The following is a 20,537-nucleotide window of genomic DNA, read 5'->3' on the forward strand; positions in this document are numbered from 1 at the left end:
TTGGCCGAGCCTGACACATGAAACAGCATTTTCAGCAAATTGACATCCTAAAGGGTCTGGCCATCATTGCCGTGCTTCTCTTGCACTCGCTCTCGCGTGAGCAGCTGGTGGCGAGCTACGCGGTCTTTCACATCTGGCAGGCCGTTCCGATTTTTATGGTACTGATGGGTTTGAATCTGGGGATGTCCTACGGCAGCAAGACCCTGCATTTTGGTCAGCTCTATACCTTGCATTATTTCCAGAAGAAAGCTCTGCGCATCCTTTTTCCGCTTTTGATCATGTATGGCATCTCTCTGATAGCGGGCTACGTTTGGGAACAGGTATACGCTCGGGATGTCTATACCTTGGATTGGAAGAACCTGATCGGAGTACTGCCAGTTTCAGGCAAAGGCAATTACTTTATCACGCTTTTGCTGCAGTCCCTGTTAGTCCTTCCGCTGATCGGCTATACCTTTAATTGCTGGCCAGTGCGTACGACTTTGGTGCTGGTACTCATCGAGATCGCCTTCCAGCTGGTAGCCTACCAGATTAGCTATTTCGAAGAGGACCGCTACCTCTACGATGCCGCTCTGTTCCGGTATTTCTCAGCCATTGGCTTAGGCCTGTGGCTATCTCGTCTGATCACCAGTTCTGACAACAAGTATAGCTGGCTCTTGATCCTGACTGGAATTGCCAGTGGGGTATACCTGTATTTTTATCAATATCAGGGTATCAGTCTCCCTTACTTCAGACCGGAATGGCAGGCGCAGGTGTTTCTTACTTTCCCTTATGCGGCTTTGCTGATCTACCTGGGAATACTGGCTTTCCCAAGGCAATCAGACTTTATAGCATTCCAGGCTATGGCGACCCTTGGCAAAGCATCTTACCACATTTTTCTGGTACAGGTGCTCTACTTTGGCCTGGTGCAGGACGATACAAATATTACGCTGAGTCTGGCGATATGCCTCGTGGCAGGTATGGTGTTCTACTGGTCAGAATCATATTTAAGCAAAATAGTATCAAAGTAAAAGCCCATACATCCGCATAATCTTTATACCTTAAGCTATGATTACAAAAGTAACCTGTGCCCTGATCGAGCAGTTTGGACGCGTGCTGATCACCCAGCGCAGCGAAACCATGCCGCAAGCCATGCTCTGGGAATTCCCGGGCGGAAAAATAGAAGAAGGTGAGACAGAGGAAGCCTGCCTGGTACGGGAGATACAGGAAGAACTTAACCTAAGCATCACCCCGGTGCGGCGGCTTACGCCTGTGGTTCATACCTACGGCGACAAAACCATTGAGCTTATACCTTACATTTGCCAGTACAACAAAGGAGCGATTAACCCCGAAGAACACCGGTCTTACCACTGGGTAGTGCCTCAGGATCTGGCCAATTACGATTGGTGTCCGGCCGACATCCCCGTTATGCAGGAATTCGTGACGCTGGCAGAAAAACAATTTTCTGAGTAACAAGTAAAGCCAACCTTTTCACGAAAAGGTCAAATTACCGTACCTTTGGGGATGGAATTACCACAATCATTTGCGCAGCGCATGAAAAGGCAGTTGGGTTCTGACTATACCCGATTTGAGGAGGCCTTGCAACAAGCCGCGCCCACCAGTATCCGGTTAAACAGAAACAAGCTGACTGGACAGCCAAACCTGCCGCGTATACCCTGGACAGAAACGGGGTATTATTTGCCAGTGCGTCCACAGTTTACGCTGGATCCTCGCCTGCACGCCGGGGGCTACTATGTGCAGGAGGCCAGTTCCATGTTTTTAGAGCAGGCCCTGCGTCAGCATGTGGATCTCAGCCAGTCGCTCCACGTTTTGGACCTCTGCGGCGCGCCCGGCGGCAAGTCGACCCACATCGCCAGCCTGATCTCACCTGACAGTTTGTTGGTAGCCAACGAAGTAATCCGTAGCCGCGCCAGTATTCTAGCCGAGAACGTGACTAAATGGGGTAGCGGAAATGTAGTGGTGACAAATAACGACCCGCGCGACTTCGGCCGCCTACCTGAGTTTTTTGACGTGATGGTAGTAGATGCTCCCTGCAGTGGCGAAGGTATGTTCCGAAAAGACCCGCAGGCAATGAACGAATGGTCAGACGAGAATGTGAACCTCTGCGCCCAGCGCCAACAGCGTATCTTAATGGACGTATGGGAATCCCTACGGCCGGGCGGCATCCTGATCTACAGTACCTGTACCTGGAACCTGGCTGAAAACGAACAGAACATTGCCTGGCTAGCTGAACAGGAAAAGGCGCAACCGCTCTCATTTGCGCTGGACCCGGCATGGGGAGTAGAGGCGACTTCGCTTGACGGCGTTTCCGGCTATCGCTTCTATCCGCACCAGGTGCAGGGTGAAGGCTTCTTTTTATGCGTTATTCGCAAAGCCGGGGAATATGAGGCGCCACAGCGATCAACGAAAAAGAAAAAGTATAAGCTGTCACTGGCTGGCAAAAAAGAACAAGCCCTGGTCAACGATTGGCTAGTGGAGCCAGACCGCTTTGCATGGGTGCAGCATGGGGAAGTGATCTCGGCTATAACTGAAAATCTCTTTGAAGAAGTAGACGAGCTTTACCAGAACCTGTATGTGATTCACGCCGGCACCGAAATAGCCGAAGCGAAAGGCAAAAAACTGAAACCTCTGCAGGACTTGGCGCTGTCGCAGCACCTCAACAAAGCAGCATTCCGCACCGAAGAGCTCGAACAGGAAGCAGCACTGCGCTACCTCCGCAAAGAAGACATCGGCATCAGCGGCAACAGTAATGACTGGATTCTGCTGCAATTCGAAGGCTTGCCCCTCGGCTGGGCCAAACAAGTAGGCAGCCGCCTCAACAACTACTATCCTAAAGAATGGCGCATCCGCATGGAATTGCCCTCAGTTTTAGAGTTTAAGAGTTGGGGAGTTTAGGAGATTATCAATATAGAGAACTTATACTTAAGCAAAAGGCCCACCATGATAGCGGGCCTTTGTATTTGTTTCAATTGAAGAAATTAAAAATACACAGTAACTCCTAAACTTTCCTTACTCCACAAACAGCACCAGCCCCTTCAAATACTCGCCTTCGGGGTGGAAGATAGAAATGGGATGATCGGCGGGCTGGGAGAGGTGGTGCATGATCTTGATGTTACGGCCGGCCTCGATGGCGGCTGCCATCACCGTGTTGTTGAACAGGTACTTATCTACCACCTGAGAGCACGAAAAGGTGAACAGGATACCGCCCGGTTTGATGCGCTTCATGGCCTCGGCGTTCAGACGCTTGTAGCCCATCACGGCATTGTGCCGCACTTTCTGGCTCTTGGCAAAAGCAGGAGGGTCCAAGATGATCACATCATAGCGGTCTTCCTTTCCTTTCAGGAACTCAAACGTATCGACGGCAAAGGCTTCGTGGCGATCAGGAGCCTGACTCAGTTCTCCGTTTTTGATCGTTAGCTCAATCGCCTTCTTCGACACGTCAACTGAGTGTACCTCTTTGGCACCGGCGTTGAGGGCGTATACCGAGAAACCACCGGTATAGCAAAAAGTGTTCAGCACCGACTTGTCTTTCACATAACGGGCCAATAGTTCCCGGTTCTCGCGCTGGTCGATGAAGAAACCTGTTTTCTGGCCGCTTTCCCAATCCACGAAAAACTGGTGCTCGTTCTCGGTCACCACCACGCCACCACTCGACTCGCCGAACAAATAGCCATTCTCAGCCTGCACCGGCGACTTTGCGGGAAGTGACTCTGCGCTCTTGTCATATACCGCTTTCAGGTGCGGACCGTAAATTTCCTGCAGTGCTTTGGCAACGTACTCACGTACCGAATACATGCCCACAGAGTGGGTTTGGATCACAGCCGTGTCTTTGTATATGTCCACAATCAGGCCGGGCACGCCATCGCCTTCGGCGTATACCAGGCGGTATACATCGGTGTGCGTATTGTCGATCAGGCCAAGTCGTTTGCGGTAGTCATAGGCTTGCTGCACCTTGCTTTTCCAGAAGGCATAATCCGACTCGACCTTCTCAAAGGAGAACACCCGTACCGCAATGGAACCCGGCGCCCAATGACCTATGCCCAGGAATTCACGCTGGTTGGAGTATACCTCTACGGTGTCGCCTTCTTGCGGCTCCGTTCCTTCAATTCTTTTGATCGCGCCAGAGAAAACCCACGGGTGAAAACGCTTCAATGAGTGTTCTTTTCCTTTGGCCAGGTATAATTTGCTATATGGCATCCAATATAAATATGATGATTATTTAATGAGCTGATGTTGAAATGATGCTTGTGCTAAAGCAGTATGGTAGTATGAAAGGCTAGAGACCAGGCAATTTGTTCCGTATAAGACCGGAATTTTAATTATGCTATACCTTCGTATTAATAATAATTTATGTATCAGACAGTTACAATGCAATAACCTGCAAGTCTTTGAGATAGGTATAGAGTTTTTGAACAGGCAGCCCGACTACGTTAAAATAGGAACCCTCGATCTTCTCGATCCCGATCTTGCCGATCCATTCCTGTATACCATAGGCACCCGCTTTGTCGAAGGGCTGGTAGTGCTCTATGTAGTAGTTGATTTCCTCGTCACTCAGCTTTTTAAAGTATACCTTGGTTGCATCATGGAAGATGGTCTTGGAATTCTTTGTCAGGATACAAACACCCGTGATCACTTCATGATGGGTTCCGGATAAGGCTCGCAGCATCGCAAAGGCTTCCGAAGCATCGGCAGGTTTGTTCAGGATGCGCTCACCCAGGCAAACGATGGTGTCGGCCGTGATCAGTACTTCGTTCTGCAAGTCGGAGGTATAAGCATCGGCTTTGTGGGAGGCCAAAAACTCAGCTACTTGTTCGCGCTGCAGGTGTTCCGGAAAATCCTCGTGCACTTCTTTCACCCGCACCTCAAACTGAAGTCCAAGCCCGGCTAAAAGTTCTTTGCGGCGCGGAGAGTTAGAGGCAAGCAGTATCGGGCGAGATGAATTCATTTTCTTTGATTGAGCTGAATAAGAATCCGCAGATTGTTTTCGGATAAAAAAAGGTGGACTTCTGTGGCATGATGGCCCCGCTGTAACATACCCTTTTCACCTGTTCCATCGAAACCTCGTTGGTGATCAGGGCCAAACGCGATTTGCCGGAGTCCACCTGGCTGACACATGCCGTAAAATTGCGCACGTAACTCAGTCCAGGATAGTCGCGTTGCGCTTCCCGGTCTATACCTAACACCTTTGCGAAAACGAAATAATGCATCACAGTCAGGTCCAGGTCTTTCACTTCCTGGGGAACTGGCCAATCGATCAGGTGGTGCACTTCCGGCTTGAGGCGCAGTTTGTAGGCATTGCCTGACAGGTATAGCCCGAAGGCCCAGTTCTTACCCACGATCACTTCATTGAGTTCGTACGCATCCTCTTTGGGTGTCACCACAAAATAAGCACGCAGGCGCTCCAGAAACTCCTCGTCCGTCAGGTCTATTCTCTCCAAAACACGGTGTGTTGGCAGAATGCGCAAGTCGTCAGCCTCGGTGTTGGTCAGGTACATCAGGTGGTAGTTGTAGGCCTCCGTGCCGGTGTGATTCGGATTAGCAGCCATACGCTTCTTACGGTACTCGAGCGAACCCTCATAGCGGTGGTGCCCATCGGCCAGTAGTACCTGACGCGATTCAAGCGCCTCCAGGAAGTGCCTGATCACGTCGTGGTCGTGGATCACGGCCAGCACGTCGCGCACGCCCTGGTAGTCTTCGGTCACATAAAGCGGCGTCTGGATGCTCTCGTCCATGTAGCGCTCCAGTACGAAATCAGGATCGGTATACAGCCCGTGAGTAGCGCTGGTGTTCATCAGCGTCTTATCCAGGAGATCGATGCGATCATTCACGGCACTTGGTATCGTGTTTTCGTGGCGCAGGAGCACGCCCTCGTTCCAGTCATAGGCTTTGATGTGGCAAATGAATCCCTTGCGGCAGTACTCGCGGTCGTTGCCGGGCAGCCTGAAATACTGGTAATACACATAAATGCTGGGCAGCGGGTCCTGCACGATCGTACCGGTGGCTTTCCATTCCTGCAGCATGTCGGCCGCGGTATCGGCTGGCGTTTCGCCACGAGGAACCGAGAGGTGAATGCTGTTGATCGGGTTTTGGTACAGCGCTTCCCGCTGTTTTGCCGACACCACATCGAAAAGGGGAGAGGTCAGTTCTTCAATCGACTGGCTCAGCTCTTCTTTGTAACGCCACGCTTTAATGGGTAATATTTCGGCCATCAGGTTTGCTTACAGGTATAGGTATAGCTCTTAGCGGTATAAGTTTTTCAGGTATAAAATCAGGGAGCTAGACGTTTGCGGGACCACTGTGCATCGGCTCTCTCAAACACGATGCGGTCGTGCAAGCGGTTAGGACGGCCTTGCCAGAACTCGATGCGATCGGGATTCAGTACATAGCCTCCCCAGTGCTGCGGTCGCGGCACTACGTCCAGGTTGGCAAAGTCCTTTTCATACCTCGCCTCCGCCTGTTCCAATTCCGAACGGCTTTCAATTTCACGGCTCTGAGGCGAGGCCCAGGCCCCGATCTGGCTGCCGCGCGGCCGACTGTGGAAGTACACATCCGACACATCCTCTGTCACTTTCCCAATCGTTCCTTCTATACGCACCTGCCGCTCCAACTCCGCCCAGAAAAAGGTGATCGATGCGTATGGGTTCTCGGCCAGCTGCTGTCCTTTGCGGCTGTCGTAATTGGTGAAGAACACAAAACCATCAGAAGAGACCTCCTTTAAAAGCACCACCCGCGCCGAAGGCCGGCAATCGGCCGACACAGTGGACAGCACGAGCGCAGTTGGCTCCAGCACTTCAGAAAGAATGGCTTCGTTGAGCCATAGCTTAAACTGGTCGAGCGGGTCGTTGGAAACGGATTCTTCTGTAAGCGCCTGCCGGGAGTAGTTCTTCCGGATAGAGGCAATGTTGTGTTGGAGCGGCATAGCGAAAGCGATGATTTGCCCAAAATTATAAAATAATCGGCTGAGGCTTAAATTTTAATTAATATTGCAATAATTTAAAAATATTTTATAAAATTAGAAGACTTATTTCCAGTGTTGGCAGACTTTATGTGGAAAGGCGGATGTTTTTGAACGCTGTTGGCATTTGACAGGATTTGTACCCTTATGTGTTGTTTCCGTAATAGGTATAAATAGCAATTGCCAGGCCTGCCAGGCCAGAAGTTTATGTAAGGTAAAGCAATTAAACCCTGGAAAACAATGGAGGAAGAAAGCGAGAATAAACCACAAAACGGCAGTATTCTGATATCGGAGCCATACCTGGGTGATCCCAATTTTGAGCGCACCGTGGTTTTGATCTGCAGCCACGTGGAAGGGGAGGGAACGTTTGGGCTGGTACTGAACCGTTTGTCAAACCTTAAGCTGTCTGATGTGGTTGATGTATATAACGATACCTTTGAGGCCGAATTAGGTATAGGGGGGCCAGTGCAGTACAACACCCTGCACTACGTACACCAGATAGCGGACTTGCCTCAGGCAGTGCAGTTGAACAACAACCTATATTGGGGGGGCGACTTCGAATCGCTGCGCACTTTGATTGGCACCGGCGAGGTGACACCGGCAGATATCAAGTTTTTTCTTGGCTACTCCGGATGGACACCCGGCCAGTTGCAGGAGGAGATCGACAAAAATGTTTGGATCGTAAACAACAATGCTGCGAATAAATTATTTAATTTGGAAGCAGATACACTTTGGCGGAACATATTGCGCCAAATGGGCGGAAAATACAAGGTACTTTCAAACTACCCGGTAGACCCCCGCCTGAACTGACAAAAAGTGGACTAAAAACTGAAGTCATGACAACTGATAAACAGCACACCGACGCAAACGGAGCTGAGGCCAACAAGCCCCGGCCACAAGACGAAGCACAAGCCAACGGGCAACAGGCCTCGTCTCCGATGGACATTGTAGAACAGCGCCTCGCCGAGATCAACGCACAGAAGGAAAGCGCACAGGACAAGCCATCCGATGCAGGTGTGCCCAAAGAAGTCCAGCCTGAAATCAACCCAGCACTGGCTTCCGAGGAGGAGACATCAGAAACAGAAGAAATAACCGAGGTATTTGCTGAAGCAAACCTCCCTGAGGCACCAGCTACAGAAGCAGCCCCTCCAACGGAAACAACAGATACTAATTCATCTGCCACCACGGCAGCACCTGAGGCAACCGATACGAAGGCGCCTGTAGTGCCTGCTGATGAGCACCACGACGAAGAAGAGCTGGATGAGGACGACCACACAGATTACAGCCAGATGCCTCTGGAGGATATACGCCATCACCTGACCCAACTTCTCAAAGTGCCTGACGCAAAGCGCAAGTACAAAAAGATACAGGAAATCCATCGCCAGTACGAGGATAAGTTTCAAATTGAAAAGGGCCAGGCACTTGATCGTTTCCGACAGGAAGGAGGCACCGAAGAAGACTTTGACTACCATGCGCCTGTAGCGCACACAGAACTCGAGCAGCTCTATGCCGCTTACCGGGAGGCTCGCTACCAGGACCGGCAGCTCAGTGAAGAACAGCGCGTTCGCAACCTGGAGCGCAAGCGCGAGTTGCTACAGCAACTGCGTACCCTGGTGGAGTCTGCAGAAACCAAAAACAGCAGCGACGAACTGAAGAAGCTGCAGGGCGAGTGGAAGAGCATCGGACCCGTGCCGCCAGGTGAAGCGCAAGAACTGTGGGATTCGTACCATGCCCTGCTCGACATCTTCTACAACAACCGCAGCATGTTCTTCGAAATGAAGGAGCTGGACAGGCGCCGCAATCTGGATGCCAAAATGCAGCTGATAGAACGTGCCGAGGCCCTTCAGAACGAGCCTTCCATCAACAAAGCCCTCCAGGAACTGCGCCATTTGCATGAAGAGTGGAAGAACATAGGACCTGTGCCGAACGAGCAGCGCGACGCGATCTGGGAGCGCTTTATTCAGGCTTCAGAGAAAGTGCACGAGCAGCGCCGTTCGTACATGGAAGAGCGCAAAACAATTGAGATGGCTAACCTGGAGAAGAAGCGCGGGCTGCTGGCCCGTTTGCAGGAGTTCCAGAACTTTAACACAGACCGCATCAACGAATGGCGTGACAAGACGGACGAGATCCAGAAGCTCAAAGAAGAGTGGGACAGCGCCGGCCTTGTACCGAAAGAATACGCTGAAGAGGTTAACAAAAATTTCTGGGGCAACTACAAGGCTTTCTTCCAGCACAAGAACCAATTCTTTAAAGGCCTGGATGAGCAGAAAACACAGAACCTGCGCCTGAAGACGGAGTTGTGTGAGCAGGCCGAGAGTCTGAAGGAAAGCACCGACTGGAATACGACCAAAGAGAAAATGATCCAGCTTCAGAAGAAGTGGAAGACCATAGGCCGCGTGCCGGATAAGCATTCTGATAAGATCTGGCAGCGCTTCAGAGCGGCTTGCAACGAGTTCTTCGACCGCAAGCAGGCCCAGGAACAGCAGAAGGGTGCCGAAATGGAAAAACTCTCTTCTGAAAAACTGGCCCTTTGCGACCGTATAACGGAGGAACTGACACAACCCAACACGACGACTTCACTGGATGACTTCAACAGGATCGTAGCAGAATGGGACACCCTGGATGCCAGCAACAAGCGTGTGAACACGCGGGTAGAGGAGCGATTCCTTTCTCTGATGGAACGGTACCTGGAGCGTGTTCCTGACCTGCCTTACGACGAACGTATGACCATCGTGGCGCAGTTGCAGGTGGACCGCCTGAAAAACAGTCCGGATGCTTCGCAGAAGCTATACCAGAAAGAACAGACAATTCGTCGCGAAATTGGCCAGCTACAGAACGATATACAGACCCTGCGCACGAACCTCGACTTCTTTGCCCGTTCCAAGAACGCCGATAAACTACGCGAGGAATATGAAGGCCGCATTGATGACACGCAGAAACGCATCGATATCCTGCAACGGCAGCTGGCCGCTTTCAGAAGATAAAAATTTCTGTTTGATACTCAAAAGCTTATCGCAAAAGCGCGAAAAATCCAGTAACGGGTGTTTGTATATTAAAAACCTTATTATACCTTTGCAACGCTTTAGAACGATAGGGCAACATAAATAAAGTATCGCCTCCTTAGCTCAGCTGGTAGAGCAACTGACTTGTAATCAGTAGGTCGCTGGTTCGATCCCGGCAGGGGGCTCAACTTTATTTGCACTTTTACCGCCTCCATAGCTCAGCTGGTAGAGCAACTGACTTGTAATCAGTAGGTCGTTGGTTCGATTCCGACTGGGGGCTCTTAAAAGGCTTCAGATTTTTCTGAAGCCTTTTTTGTATTTATACCCTTCCAACTTCCACATCTGCTGTCCCTCTCAACGTTTTTGGTTCCTAACAACTGAGGCTATATATGCTTTTTCAAGTTTTATGACTTATTTTGGGGAATCATCCAAGCACCGAATACATCCTATGCGACTGATTGAAGTAAACACTCCCGAACTGGCCGAAGAATTTCTTAAAGTACAAATAAGGCTTTATCGCAAAGACCCGAATTATATCCGCCCGCTTGACAAGGATGTGAACCAGGTATTCGACCCTAAGAAAAACAAGCTCCTGCGTGACGGTGAAGCAATCCGCTGGATTTTAAAGGACGAAGAAGGGGAATCTATCGGCAGGGTGGCCGCTTTCATCAACAAGAAAACAGCGAACTCCTTTGAGCAGCCGACCGGCGGCATGGGCTTCTTTGATTGTATAAACGATCAGCAGGCGGCCAACACACTTTTCGAGGCTTGCCGCCACTGGTTGCAGGAACGAGGCATGGAAGCCATGGATGGCCCGATCAATTTCGGGGAACGGGACAAGTGGTGGGGCTTGCTGGTGGACGGCTTCCTGGAGCCTACCTATTGCATGAATTACAATCATCCCTACTACCAGCAACTGTTCGAGAACTACGGCTTTCAGCTATACTTCAATCAGTACGTTTACTACCGTACTGTAGAAGATCCGCTTACGCCGGAATACCATGAAAAGGCGCAACGCATCCTGTCTGACCCGGATTATACCTTTCAGCACATCGACAAAAACAACCTGGACAAATATGCCGAGGATTTCCGGATCGTATACAACAAAGGCTGGGTGAAGCACGAAGGCGTGAAAGCCATGGGTGAAGCGCAAGCCAAGTCTATCATGAAGGCATTGAAACCAGTGCTGGACGAAAAGATCATCTGGTTCGCCTACCACAAAGGAGAGCCCGCCGGATTCTTCATCGCTATACCTGAGCTGAATCAGCTATTCAAACACGTGAACGGGAAACTGGATACGTGGGGCAAAATCAAATTCATTTACCACCGCTGGAGAGGGTCCTGCAAGACGATGTATGGCATTGTGTTCGGCATCACGCCGGAGTGCCAGGGAAAAGGCGTAGAGGCCGCTATGGTGGTGTCTGCAGCCAAGCTGGTACAAGGCAACCCCAACATACCTTACTACGATCTGCAAATGAACTGGATCGGGGACTTTAACCCGAAAATGATGAAGGTGGTGGAGCAGGTAGGCAGCCGCGTCCTCAAAACGTATGTGACCTATCGTTTCCTCTTCGACCGCGAGAAAGAGTTTAAGCGCGCACCGATCATTAAATAGGCATGGATTCACTGACGCAGATCGTACTGGGAGCCGCTGTAGGCGAAGCGGTGGCCGGCCGTAAGTTGGGCAACAAGGCACTGCTTTGGGGCGCCATAGCCGGCACTATACCTGATCTGGACGTACTGGCCAATCCTTTGCTGGACATGGTGGGGCAACTGAGCTTTCATCGTTCCATCACGCACTCCTTCTTCTTTGCCATCATCGCCTCGCCCTTGCTGGGCTGGGTGCTCTGGCGACTTTACAAAAATGAGCACGCCACCTTCCGGGACTGGACCCTGTTGTTTTTCCTGGGCTTCACGACCCATGCTATACTGGATAGCTTCACTACCTGGGGCACCCAACTCCTTTGGCCTTTCAGCAATTACGGCGTAGCGTTCTACAACATCTTCGTTATCGATCCATTTTATACGGTTCCTTTCCTGATCTGTGTGATCGCTGTGCTGTTTTATGACCGGCGCAATCCTAAAAGAAGGCGCTGGAACAATGCAGGATTAATCATCAGTTCACTCTACATTGTATTCTCTTTCGGAGCACAGGCCTATGCTAAAAGCGTTTTCAGGGATAGTCTGGAAGCGCAAGGTATACGTTACGACTCAGAGATCGTGAAAGCCACTCCCATGAACACCCTGCTCTGGTCTGTTACAGCGGCAACAGAAGACGGCTATTACAACGGCTTCTACTCCTTGCTGGACCAAGACCAAATCATCAGGTATAGCTTTGAGCCCCGCCAGGAACAATTGCTGGATGAGTACCGGGGCGATCCGAAAATGGAGCGTCTGCTACAGATCACAAAGGGCTACTATGCGGTAGAGGAGGCCCCTGAGGGCATTCACATCAAGGACCTGCGTTTTGGTCAGTTTGACGGCTGGCAGGAAGGCAAGGGGCAGTATGTGTTCGTATACCACGTATGGCGTAAGCAGGATGGCTCCCTTCAGTTCGAAGAGATCAACAACCGTCCGAAAATAGACGGCAATTATCTGAAAGCTTATTTGCACCGGATACTGGGTAATAAAAATTAAAGTCAGGCATATGACATCAGCAAGATGGTTGCTTAGCGGCAAAAAAGCTGTGGTAACAGGTGGCTCCAAAGGTATAGGCGCAGCCATAGTGGAAGAATTTATCGGGTTAGGCGCCGAAGTGCTGGCAGTGGCGCGCAAAGAAGAGGATCTGCAACAGTTACAGGCGAATTTTCCGGAAAGATTGGAAGTTTTAACAGCCGATGTAAGCACTGTAGAAGGCCGACAGGCCCTGCTTAACAAAGTCCACAGCCACTGGGGAGCGCTCGATATACTGGTAAACAACGTAGGCACCAACATCCGGAAGCCAACCACCGACTACACAGAGGCCGAATATGATTTTGTGATGAGCACGAACCTGCGCTCTGCCTTTGAACTATGCCGTAGTTTTTACCCCTTGCTCAAAGCATCCGGACAGGGCAATATCATTCAGGTGACTTCCGTTGCAGGGCTGACGCATGTGCGGACCGGTGCTATTTATGGGATGACCAAAGCCGCACTGGTGCAACTAACTAAAAACCTGGCAGGTGAGTGGGCCCGAGACGGGATTCGTGTGAACGCCGTCGCTCCCTGGTACATCAGTACGCCCCTTGCCCAGACCGTGCTGCAGAACGAACAGTACCTGCACGAAGTGCTCATCAGAACACCGATGCGTGTGATTGGCAAGCCCGAGGATGTGGCAGGCGCCGTGGCCTTTCTCTGCATGCCGGCGGCCGCCTATATCACAGGGCAAACACTGGCAGTAGACGGCGGTTTTACAATAAATGGTTTTCACCCTCTCTAAGCAGCAAAACAGGTATAAAACCAATGTTTTGGGTAGCTAAACTATCCCCTGAAACGCTGGTTTATTAATCCAAATTTCACTACTTTTGTATGATAAGGATACAAGAGCAAATCACCTGTTTCCAGTGCTCTTCTTAACCCGATATGCATGGCAAAAATTAGATTGCTTTTACTCTTTAGCGCTGCTCTGCTGCTTCTGACTGTTTCATCCTGTAAACCGATGTGTCCGATCTCTTCCTGCCAGGTGCGCATGGAGCACTTGCATGGCGAACAGGAGTTTCGCGGCCAACCCATTTACAAAAAGCAGAACCCTAAGATAGGCGAAAAGCTGCCCAAGCAAACAGGGGAGGTGCGCAAGCGCAGCAACGACAAGAGCCAGCGCAAGAATTAACGAATAGTGCAGGCTGTTGCCTGATTAGTATATTAACCAACACAAAACTATTATTTAGACCTTGAACATGAACGAAGGCGAACGAATAATACCGATCAACATTGAAGACGAGATGCGCGGTGCATACATCGATTACTCAATGTCTGTTATCATTTCCAGAGCCTTACCTGACGTGAGAGACGGCCTGAAGCCAGTACACCGCCGTGTACTGTACGGTATGTCTGAACTGGGGGTATCCTATAACAAATCCTACAAGAAATCAGCCCGTATTGTAGGAGAGGTGCTGGGTAAGTACCACCCGCACGGTGACTCCTCGGTATACGAGACCATGGTGCGTATGGCACAGGAATGGTCGCTGCGCTACCCGCTAGTAGATGGCCAGGGTAACTACGGCTCGATAGACGGCGACTCGCCGGCTGCGATGCGTTACACGGAGGCCCGCCTCAAGCGTATTGCCGACGAGATTCTGGCTGACCTCGAGAAAAACACCGTGGACTTTGTGCCCAACTTCGACGACTCCCTAAAAGAGCCGTCTGTGATGCCGGCCAAGTTCCCGAACCTGCTTGTAAACGGCACATCCGGTATTGCAGTAGGTATGGCCACCAACATGGCACCGCACAACCTGACGGAGGTGATAAACGGAACGATCGCTTACATCGATAACAGGGAGATCACAGTAGCTGAACTGATGCACTATGTGACAGCCCCTGACTTCCCGACAGGTGGTATCATCCATGGTTACGATGGTGTGAAGGCTGCTTTCGAGACAGGCCGCGGTCGCGTGCTGATGCGTGCGCGCGCCAACTTTGAGACGAATTCAGCTGGCAAGGAACAGATCATTGTAACGGAAATTCCTTACATGGTCAACAAGGCTTCTCTGATCGAGAAGACTGCGGCTCTGATCAACGACAAGAAAATAGAAGGTATATCCGACCTACGAGACGAGTCAGATCGAGACGGCATGCGCATTGTGTATGACCTGAAGCGTGATGCTATACCTAACGTAGTACTCAATAACTTATACAAGTATACTGCGCTGCAATCTTCGTTTGGTGTCAACAACGTGGCCCTGGTAAAAGGCCGTCCGATGACACTGAACCTGAAAGAGCTGATCCATTACTTCGTAGAGCACAGACACGAGGTGGTGATCCGCAGAACACAGTTTGAGCTGGACGAAGCCAGGAAGCGCGCCCACATTCTGGAAGGCTTGCTGATTGCCCTCGACAACCTGGACGAAGTGATCAACCTGATCAGATCGTCACGTGATCCGGAGATTGCCCGCAATGGTTTGATGGAGCGTTTTGCCCTGTCAGAGATCCAGGCACGTGCTATACTTGATATGCGTCTGCAGCGCCTGACCGGTCTGGAGCGCGACAAGATTCAGGCAGAGTATGCAGAGATCATGAAACTGATCGACTACCTGACTTCTGTTTTGAACGACGAAGGCCTGCGTATGCAGATCATCAAAGATGAATTAAATGAGATAAAAGAGCGCTACGGTGACGGGCGCCGCACCAGCATCGAAGCTTCTACCGGCGATATCTCTTACGAGGATATGATTCCGGAAGAGAGCATGGTGATCACCATTTCGCATGAAGGCTATATCAAGCGCACTTCGCTGAGTGAGTACCGTAGCCAAAGCCGTGGTGGTGTTGGTTCGAGAGGCGTTGCTGCGTCTAAAGAAAGTGATTTCACTGAGCATCTTTTTGTTGCCAGCACGCACCATCACATGCTGTTCTTCACCGAATTTGGCCGTGTATTCTGGATGAAAGTATACGAGATTCCGGAAGGAGGGAAGACCACCAAAGGACGCGCTATTCAGAACCTGATGAACATTGAGAAAGACGACAAAATCAGAGCGGTGATCAATGTGCGTGACCTGAAGAACCAGGATTTCGTACTGAACCACAACCTGGTATTCTGTACGGAACACGGTACGATCAAGAAGACCGTGTTGGAGGCTTACTCAAGACCTCGAACCAATGGCATCAACGCGATCACGATCAACGAAGGCGACCGTTTGCTGGATGTGCAGCTTACGACCGGCAACAGCGAAGTGATTATTGCACTGGGTTCTGGTCGTGCCATTCGCTTTAATGAAAGCCAGGTTAGGCCGATGGGACGTAACGCTGCCGGTGTGCGCGGCGTAACACTAGCCGGACCAGATGATAAGGTTGTTGGTATGGTTTGTGTAGAAAACGAGGATACCGAACTGCTGGTTGTTTCCGAAAATGGATACGGCAAACGCTCTTTGCTGGAAGAATACCGTATAACGAACCGCGGCGGAAAAGGAGTGAAGACCCTGAACGTGACAGACAAAACCGGTAAGTTGGTGGCTATTAAGGGCGTAGTAGATACAGATGACCTGATGATCATCAACCGCTCAGGTATAACGATTCGTCTGCGTGTAGCCGATATCCGTGTAATTGGTCGTGCTACCCAAGGGGTAAGACTGATCAAACTCACGGAAGGTGACCAGATCTCATCGGTTGCAAAAGTAGAAATGGAGAACGAAGAAGAAGTAGCTGAAGCCCTGATGGAGCAGTCAGAACTGAAACCGGAAGACTCTTTGCAGCCAGACACTCAGATAGACCCTGAGGTTGATGAAGATGAAGTTTAATCTGTAAATGGAATTTTATTTTATTTAATTATCGTTTAACAAACAAATAAACAAAAACCAATCTCTGAACAGTATGAAAAAAATATTGATGACAGCCATGGCAGCTGTAACCGTTCAGGTTGCTGTCGCTCAGAACTCGGCAGTGAATAGCGCCGTGCTTAACCACAAGAATGGCACGCTGGACAAAGCGCTGGCTGACATTAACAAAGCAACCGAGCACAAAAAGACGCATGATAAAGCGAAAACCTGGTTCTACCACGGTGTGATCAACCAGGACCTGATCGGTAACCCGATCTATGGTAAACTGGCTACTGAGCAAACACCGGAAGTGGCGCTTGCCTCGTTTAACAAAACGCTGGAAATTGACGGTGAAAATGGACAATTCGGTAAAATGGTGCCTGAGCGTATGGAGATGCTGTACGGTCAAATCCTGAACCAGGCAGTTGAATTCCACAACAAGCAGGACTGGGACAATGCCATCGCCAAGTATGACATGGCTTCTAAGGTAAACCCTAAAGATACAACAGCTGTACTTTATGCTGCTTATGCTTCAACTGCCAAGCAGGATTATGCCTCAGCGGTGAAGTATTATGATAAGTTGATCAGCATTGGCCACACAACGGAAGATGTATACAAGAACAAAATTCAGTTGCAGCAGGCCACTGAAGCACCCGACGATGTGGTAATGGCGTCTATAGCTGCTGGTTTGGAGAAGCATCCAAACAGTGTATACCTGATGCAGGAAGAGCTGCGTTACTACCTGAAAAACGACCGTGCAGAAGAGGCGATGGCGAAGCTTGACAAAGCGATCGAGGCCGACCCTAAGAATGCCAGCTTGTACGCCGTTCGTGGTAACCTGCAGGAGCGCAAAGGAAACATCGACGAGGCTTACAAAAACTACAAGAAAGCTGTAGAAGTAGATCCAAACAACTTCGACGGATTCTTTAACCTGGGTGTACTGGAGTACAACAAAGGCAGCGAATTTAACAACAAAGCAGCCAAGATGGACTACGCTACCTACAAGAAGAAAGGTCCGGCACTTGAGAAGCAGGCCGTAAAGCACTACGAAGCTTCATTGCCATACTTCGAGAAAGCTCTTGAAATTCAGCCAGAAGACCAGGCCACACTAGCAAACCTGCAGCGTGTGTATACGCGCCTGAAGCGTACTGCTGATGCGGAGAGAATCGGCAAGAAACTGAAGAACTAATCTGAAATATTCGATTAAGATATGAGAAAGGGAGTCTATAACAGGCTCCCTTTCTTATTACCATATTACATACTTAACATAATATAAATTATAAGACTGATTATATACGAGCATTTATACTCTATAATAAGTGTCACTGATAATATACTTTATGTTAAGTAGACGCATCTCGTTTCTGAGATACAAGTTGATTACAATTTCCTTGTTTTGATTTTGCGCAATTCTTCCTGCAGCCAATCCGTCGGTGTCCTGTTTTGTTTAGCAAGTTTGATGGCAGTCTGTATGTTAACCTCAGCCCCTTTGAAGTCATCCAGTTTGTAGAGCAACATCGCATAGGTATGGTAAAAGGCAACAGTCGGATCAAGCTCCACAGTACGCTTACTCCAATCTGCAGCGTTGCTCAGTGCCATTTTGTTATTTGTACCAGTCTGATAGATGTAGTACGCAGCGTTGTTCAGTTCCATGGTATAGGTACTGGGCACCGTCTCAAACCGCGTCACGACCATGGTTTCTGTGTGCTGACCTGTATCCCGCACATTATCAGCCATTGCTGCACCAGACGCTCTGCGTGCCTGTAGCAGTTGTTTTTCCCTGACCACCATCTTCGCAGCAGAATCCTGCGGAATGGCCATGAAGTAACGGTTATAGTAATGAATGGCACTAGGAATATAACTTGCTGTGTCTTTGGTGCTTCTATAGAAACTGAGCATGTTGTTCAAATAGATCCTTTGCCCACGAGCCGGATCACTGGACCAGGTATTCCGTGCAAAGCCCGCGCCTCGCGCTGCCATCTGTTTGTCCTTTGTTTCAATGGCTTTCCGCATGGTATTGCCAATGACCTTGTTGTTGATCTCAACGCGTTTCCCGTACGGCAAGGTCCTATACAGGCTATCGATAAGTGTCTGTTTCTGACGGGCATATACGTAAGCCTGGCTACCGACTACAGGTCCAAATTCATAAATAAAGACCAGCTCTGAAAAAGACATTATACCTGCTTCTGACAGACTGCTGGCATAAGCGTCCAGTAACTCTGTAGCTGGCTCCACTCCCATTTCTTTGTGTAACTGCAGGTATTGTCTCAGGAAATCAACGTCTCTCCGCCCCTTTTCAAACTCCTTCCCGAAGTAACTTAAATTATGCGTGCTGTTCTGCTTGTCCTGAAACGCTTTGATATCATCTAAGTAGCGCTTTGGGGAACTGTAATTTCCATGATTGCGATGGATCAGTATACCTTCTGAACTCAGGTATAGGAAGGTCGGAAATGCCCGTATATTATACCTGGTAGCCAGGCGAATACCGACCGCAGATTTATAAGGGGCTTTGAAGTTAACAAATTGACTGTTGTATGTCTCTGTGACTTCCGGATGATCAAGTCCTGATCCTACCATCTGTTCACGCATTTGTCTGGGTACTTCTTTAGAGATTTCGGGCCCGGAAATGAGTATAAAAACTGGTTTGCGTATTCGCTGCGCCTTCAATAAAACCGCATCCAAAGAATCATGCTCGAAATTGATGTGCTGGCAATGTGCACTTTGCCAGAAAAGGGCAAAGAAAAAGAGGAGTATAAAATTTGTTTTCATGCTACAGTTAAGGTCGAGTTATTCTTCACTTAAATATAGCTAAAACAATATAATGCAGGGATTCTAAATTTCCATTCATTATTAAACATAAAAAAAGTAGCCAGATGACTCATCTGGCTACTTTTGCTATACCTGTTGTAGATTCTTAAATAAACCGGATCGTATTAGCTTCAGCGGTCTTGGCATGAGCGAAATACTGCTCCAGTTTTGGCTGATTATCGAGCTTCGCATATTCTTCGTCTCCACCCCTTGCCCAGCCTAGCAGAGCCAGGGCTATAGCTGTTGCAATGGCAATAACAAAGGCAGGCCACCAGCCATCTACCTTAAAATTACGCACCAGCATGTCAACCAGCTTGATCATGAGCGTCGTAACGATGAGGCCTATAATAGCTTCGAGCAGGAAAAAAGACACCAGGTTAAGCACGCCGCGCAGCAACCAGCCGATCGTTGCATTGAAAAGACCAATCAGAAAAGCCACCCAAAGAGCTGTTAAAAAGCTCTTCACGTGCACTTGTGGCAGTGCATAGGCCAATAACAGAATGACACCGGCACTTACTAATAAGTTGAGTAAAAAGTCCATAGTTTGTAGTGATTTAGTTACAATTTTTTGTCCTAATACGGATACAAAGTTTTATGGATATTCTCAACTAGTTTTTCTGTAATTTTCAGTGGTCTACTTCTGTTTCAAATAGCTGTCTTTCAACTTGCTACGGAAAGCGTCTTCAAACTTTAAAACCTTGGGTTTGGCAATGGATACGACATAAGGGTCGTCGGGATTGTTGCGGTAATAATCCTGGTGATAATCTTCGGCAATCCAGAATTTGCCGGCAGGTTTGAGCTCTGTCACAATTTTGTTGCGGAATGTACCCGCATCCTCAAGAGCGCGCATGTAATTACTGGCCTGGCTCCGTTGCTTTTCATCGTGAAAGTAAATGGCGGATCGGTACTGCTTGCCTACATCAGGCCCCTGGCGATTTAAGGTAGTCGGATCGTGCGTGGCGAAGAACACCTCCAGCAATTCCTTGTAAGAGATGACATTTGGTCTATACCAGATGCGCACCGCTTCGGCATGACTCGTTTTACCATAGCTCACCTGCTCGTAGGTAGGTTGCTCCTCTCTCCCACCGGTATAGCCGGACTCTACGCGGTCCACGCCTTTTAGCCTTTCAAAATAAGCCTCGGTACACCAGAAACAGCCACCTGCAAAAGTCGCTTTGCTGAGCCCGACGGTATCCGGACTATCGCCGTAACTGTAGGCACTTTGTTGCAAAAAAGTACGCTGCTCCCCTCCGGATTCTGTACACATCCAAAGCAGGAGTAAAAGAGGGAACAAAAGAAAGGTATATTTCCGAACCATACGCCACAAGC

18 protein-coding genes and 2 tRNA genes are annotated in these 20,537 nt (G+C 49.5%); 13 read left to right on the plus strand and 7 right to left on the minus strand.

Annotated elements, in window-relative coordinates; all coding sequences use genetic code 11:
• Positions 1 to 17: 17 nt before the first annotated feature.
• Genes L1278_RS14585 through L1278_RS14595 form a run of 3 tightly spaced genes read left to right on the plus strand, consistent with a single transcriptional unit; the run spans position 18 to position 2,892 of the window.
• Positions 18 to 1,007: an acyltransferase family protein gene (locus L1278_RS14585; RefSeq protein WP_253405683.1), complete on the plus strand. Its 990-nt coding sequence runs from the start codon at positions 18 to 20 to the stop codon at positions 1,005 to 1,007.
• A 37-nt stretch (positions 1,008 to 1,044) separates the two neighbouring features.
• A complete protein-coding gene (locus L1278_RS14590; protein ID WP_253405685.1) occupies positions 1,045 to 1,449 on the plus strand; it encodes a (deoxy)nucleoside triphosphate pyrophosphohydrolase in 405 nt (134 codons plus the stop codon).
• Between the two features lie 51 nt (positions 1,450 to 1,500).
• Positions 1,501 to 2,892 carry an rRNA methyltransferase gene (locus L1278_RS14595; RefSeq protein ID WP_253405687.1) on the plus strand — a complete coding sequence of 464 codons (1,392 nt, stop codon included), beginning with the start codon at positions 1,501 to 1,503 and terminating at the stop codon, positions 2,890 to 2,892.
• Between the two features lie 114 nt (positions 2,893 to 3,006).
• Here L1278_RS14595 and L1278_RS14600 read toward each other — a convergent pair whose 3' ends face one another.
• The 4 genes from L1278_RS14600 to pdxH form a co-directional block, all read right to left on the minus strand.
• Complete coding sequence (locus tag L1278_RS14600; RefSeq protein ID WP_253405689.1) at positions 3,007 to 4,194, minus strand: class I SAM-dependent rRNA methyltransferase; 1,188 nt, start codon at positions 4,192 to 4,194, stop codon at positions 3,007 to 3,009.
• A 166-nt stretch (positions 4,195 to 4,360) separates the two neighbouring features.
• Positions 4,361 to 4,942 (minus strand): Maf-like protein, encoded by a 582-nt coding sequence (locus L1278_RS14605; RefSeq protein ID WP_253405693.1) that lies wholly within the window; start codon positions 4,940 to 4,942, stop codon positions 4,361 to 4,363.
• Positions 4,908 to 6,206: a DUF1015 domain-containing protein gene (locus L1278_RS14610; protein WP_253405694.1), complete on the minus strand. Its 1,299-nt coding sequence runs from the start codon at positions 6,204 to 6,206 to the stop codon at positions 4,908 to 4,910. Before L1278_RS14610 ends, L1278_RS14605 begins: the two co-directional genes overlap by 35 nt.
• A 59-nt stretch (positions 6,207 to 6,265) precedes the next feature.
• Positions 6,266 to 6,916, minus strand: coding sequence for a pyridoxamine 5'-phosphate oxidase (gene pdxH / locus L1278_RS14615; protein ID WP_253405695.1), 651 nt, complete (start codon positions 6,914 to 6,916; stop codon positions 6,266 to 6,268).
• A gap of 276 nt (positions 6,917 to 7,192) precedes the next feature.
• Here pdxH and L1278_RS14620 point away from each other — a divergent pair, with 276 nt between their 5' ends.
• The 10 genes from L1278_RS14620 (at position 7,193) to L1278_RS14665 (ending at position 17,589) form a co-directional block, all read left to right on the plus strand.
• Positions 7,193 to 7,762 (plus strand): YqgE/AlgH family protein, encoded by a 570-nt coding sequence (locus tag L1278_RS14620; RefSeq protein WP_253405697.1) that lies wholly within the window; start codon positions 7,193 to 7,195, stop codon positions 7,760 to 7,762.
• Between the two features lie 26 nt (positions 7,763 to 7,788).
• Complete coding sequence (locus L1278_RS14625) at positions 7,789 to 9,936, plus strand: DUF349 domain-containing protein (protein WP_253405699.1); 2,148 nt, start codon at positions 7,789 to 7,791, stop codon at positions 9,934 to 9,936.
• 130 nt (positions 9,937 to 10,066) lie between these two features.
• Positions 10,067 to 10,139, plus strand: a tRNA-Thr gene (locus L1278_RS14630).
• 22 nt (positions 10,140 to 10,161) lie between these two features.
• A tRNA-Thr gene (locus L1278_RS14635) sits at positions 10,162 to 10,234 on the plus strand.
• A gap of 168 nt (positions 10,235 to 10,402) precedes the next feature.
• The gene (locus L1278_RS14640) at positions 10,403 to 11,569 is read left to right on the plus strand and encodes a hypothetical protein (RefSeq protein WP_253405700.1); all 1,167 of its coding nucleotides are present in this window, start codon (positions 10,403 to 10,405) and stop codon (positions 11,567 to 11,569) included.
• Positions 11,570 to 11,571: 2 nt separating this feature from the next.
• Entirely contained in the window at positions 11,572 to 12,591 is a 1,020-nt protein-coding gene (locus L1278_RS14645) for a metal-dependent hydrolase (protein ID WP_253405703.1), read from the plus strand.
• A 10-nt stretch (positions 12,592 to 12,601) separates the two neighbouring features.
• Positions 12,602 to 13,372 (plus strand): SDR family oxidoreductase, encoded by a 771-nt coding sequence (locus tag L1278_RS14650; protein WP_253405705.1) that lies wholly within the window; start codon positions 12,602 to 12,604, stop codon positions 13,370 to 13,372.
• 147 nt (positions 13,373 to 13,519) lie between these two features.
• On the plus strand, positions 13,520 to 13,762 hold the full coding sequence (locus L1278_RS14655) for a hypothetical protein (protein ID WP_188499541.1): 243 nt from the start codon (positions 13,520 to 13,522) through the stop codon (positions 13,760 to 13,762).
• Between the two features lie 67 nt (positions 13,763 to 13,829).
• Positions 13,830 to 16,382, plus strand: a complete 2,553-nt coding sequence (gyrA, locus tag L1278_RS14660; RefSeq protein ID WP_253406012.1) for a DNA gyrase subunit A — start codon at positions 13,830 to 13,832, stop codon at positions 16,380 to 16,382.
• Positions 16,383 to 16,455: 73 nt separating this feature from the next.
• Positions 16,456 to 17,589 carry a lipopolysaccharide assembly protein LapB gene (locus tag L1278_RS14665; RefSeq protein WP_253405707.1) on the plus strand — a complete coding sequence of 378 codons (1,134 nt, stop codon included), beginning with the start codon at positions 16,456 to 16,458 and terminating at the stop codon, positions 17,587 to 17,589.
• Positions 17,590 to 17,780: 191 nt separating this feature from the next.
• On the opposite strand, the gene L1278_RS14670 is transcribed toward L1278_RS14665, so the two are convergent.
• The 3 genes from L1278_RS14670 to msrA all read right to left on the minus strand — a co-directional run bounded on the left by L1278_RS14670 (position 17,781) and on the right by msrA (position 20,475).
• Positions 17,781 to 19,169 (minus strand): hypothetical protein, encoded by a 1,389-nt coding sequence (locus L1278_RS14670; RefSeq protein WP_253405708.1) that lies wholly within the window; start codon positions 19,167 to 19,169, stop codon positions 17,781 to 17,783.
• Between the two features lie 145 nt (positions 19,170 to 19,314).
• Positions 19,315 to 19,749: a phage holin family protein gene (locus L1278_RS14675; protein WP_253405709.1), complete on the minus strand. Its 435-nt coding sequence runs from the start codon at positions 19,747 to 19,749 to the stop codon at positions 19,315 to 19,317.
• Between the two features lie 93 nt (positions 19,750 to 19,842).
• Positions 19,843 to 20,475 (minus strand): peptide-methionine (S)-S-oxide reductase MsrA, encoded by a 633-nt coding sequence (gene msrA, locus L1278_RS14680; protein WP_253405712.1) that lies wholly within the window; start codon positions 20,473 to 20,475, stop codon positions 19,843 to 19,845.
• Positions 20,476 to 20,537 lie beyond the last annotated feature (62 nt).

This window comes from Pontibacter sp. HSC-36F09 (assembly GCF_024171605.1).
In the GTDB taxonomy this organism is placed as follows: domain Bacteria; phylum Bacteroidota; class Bacteroidia; order Cytophagales; family Hymenobacteraceae; genus Pontibacter.

Bases quoted from the DNA above. Each gene is read 5' to 3' on its own strand.
- pdxH (WP_253405695.1), bottom strand. From the start codon at position 6,916: ATGCCGCTCCAACACAACATTGCCTCTATCCGGAAGAACTACTCCCGG.
- L1278_RS14665 (WP_253405707.1), top strand. From the start codon at position 16,456: ATGAAAAAAATATTGATGACAGCCATGGCAGCTGTAACCGTTCAGGTT.
- L1278_RS14645 (WP_253405703.1), top strand. From the start codon at position 11,572: ATGGATTCACTGACGCAGATCGTACTGGGAGCCGCTGTAGGCGAAGCG.
- msrA (WP_253405712.1), bottom strand. From the start codon at position 20,475: ATGTGTACAGAATCCGGAGGGGAGCAGCGTACTTTTTTGCAACAAAGT.
- L1278_RS14620 (WP_253405697.1), top strand. From the start codon at position 7,193: ATGGAGGAAGAAAGCGAGAATAAACCACAAAACGGCAGTATTCTGATA.
- L1278_RS14655 (WP_188499541.1), top strand. From the start codon at position 13,520: ATGGCAAAAATTAGATTGCTTTTACTCTTTAGCGCTGCTCTGCTGCTT.
- L1278_RS14650 (WP_253405705.1), top strand. From the start codon at position 12,602: ATGACATCAGCAAGATGGTTGCTTAGCGGCAAAAAAGCTGTGGTAACA.
- L1278_RS14605 (WP_253405693.1), bottom strand. From the start codon at position 4,942: ATGAATTCATCTCGCCCGATACTGCTTGCCTCTAACTCTCCGCGCCGC.
- L1278_RS14670 (WP_253405708.1), bottom strand. From the start codon at position 19,169: ATGAAAACAAATTTTATACTCCTCTTTTTCTTTGCCCTTTTCTGGCAA.
- L1278_RS14600 (WP_253405689.1), bottom strand. From the start codon at position 4,194: ATGCCATATAGCAAATTATACCTGGCCAAAGGAAAAGAACACTCATTG.
- L1278_RS14625 (WP_253405699.1), top strand. From the start codon at position 7,789: ATGACAACTGATAAACAGCACACCGACGCAAACGGAGCTGAGGCCAAC.
- L1278_RS14590 (WP_253405685.1), top strand. From the start codon at position 1,045: ATGATTACAAAAGTAACCTGTGCCCTGATCGAGCAGTTTGGACGCGTG.
- L1278_RS14595 (WP_253405687.1), top strand. From the start codon at position 1,501: ATGGAATTACCACAATCATTTGCGCAGCGCATGAAAAGGCAGTTGGGT.
- L1278_RS14610 (WP_253405694.1), bottom strand. From the start codon at position 6,206: ATGGCCGAAATATTACCCATTAAAGCGTGGCGTTACAAAGAAGAGCTG.
- L1278_RS14640 (WP_253405700.1), top strand. From the start codon at position 10,403: ATGCGACTGATTGAAGTAAACACTCCCGAACTGGCCGAAGAATTTCTT.
- L1278_RS14675 (WP_253405709.1), bottom strand. From the start codon at position 19,749: ATGGACTTTTTACTCAACTTATTAGTAAGTGCCGGTGTCATTCTGTTA.
- L1278_RS14585 (WP_253405683.1), top strand. From the start codon at position 18: ATGAAACAGCATTTTCAGCAAATTGACATCCTAAAGGGTCTGGCCATC.
- gyrA (WP_253406012.1), top strand. From the start codon at position 13,830: ATGAACGAAGGCGAACGAATAATACCGATCAACATTGAAGACGAGATG.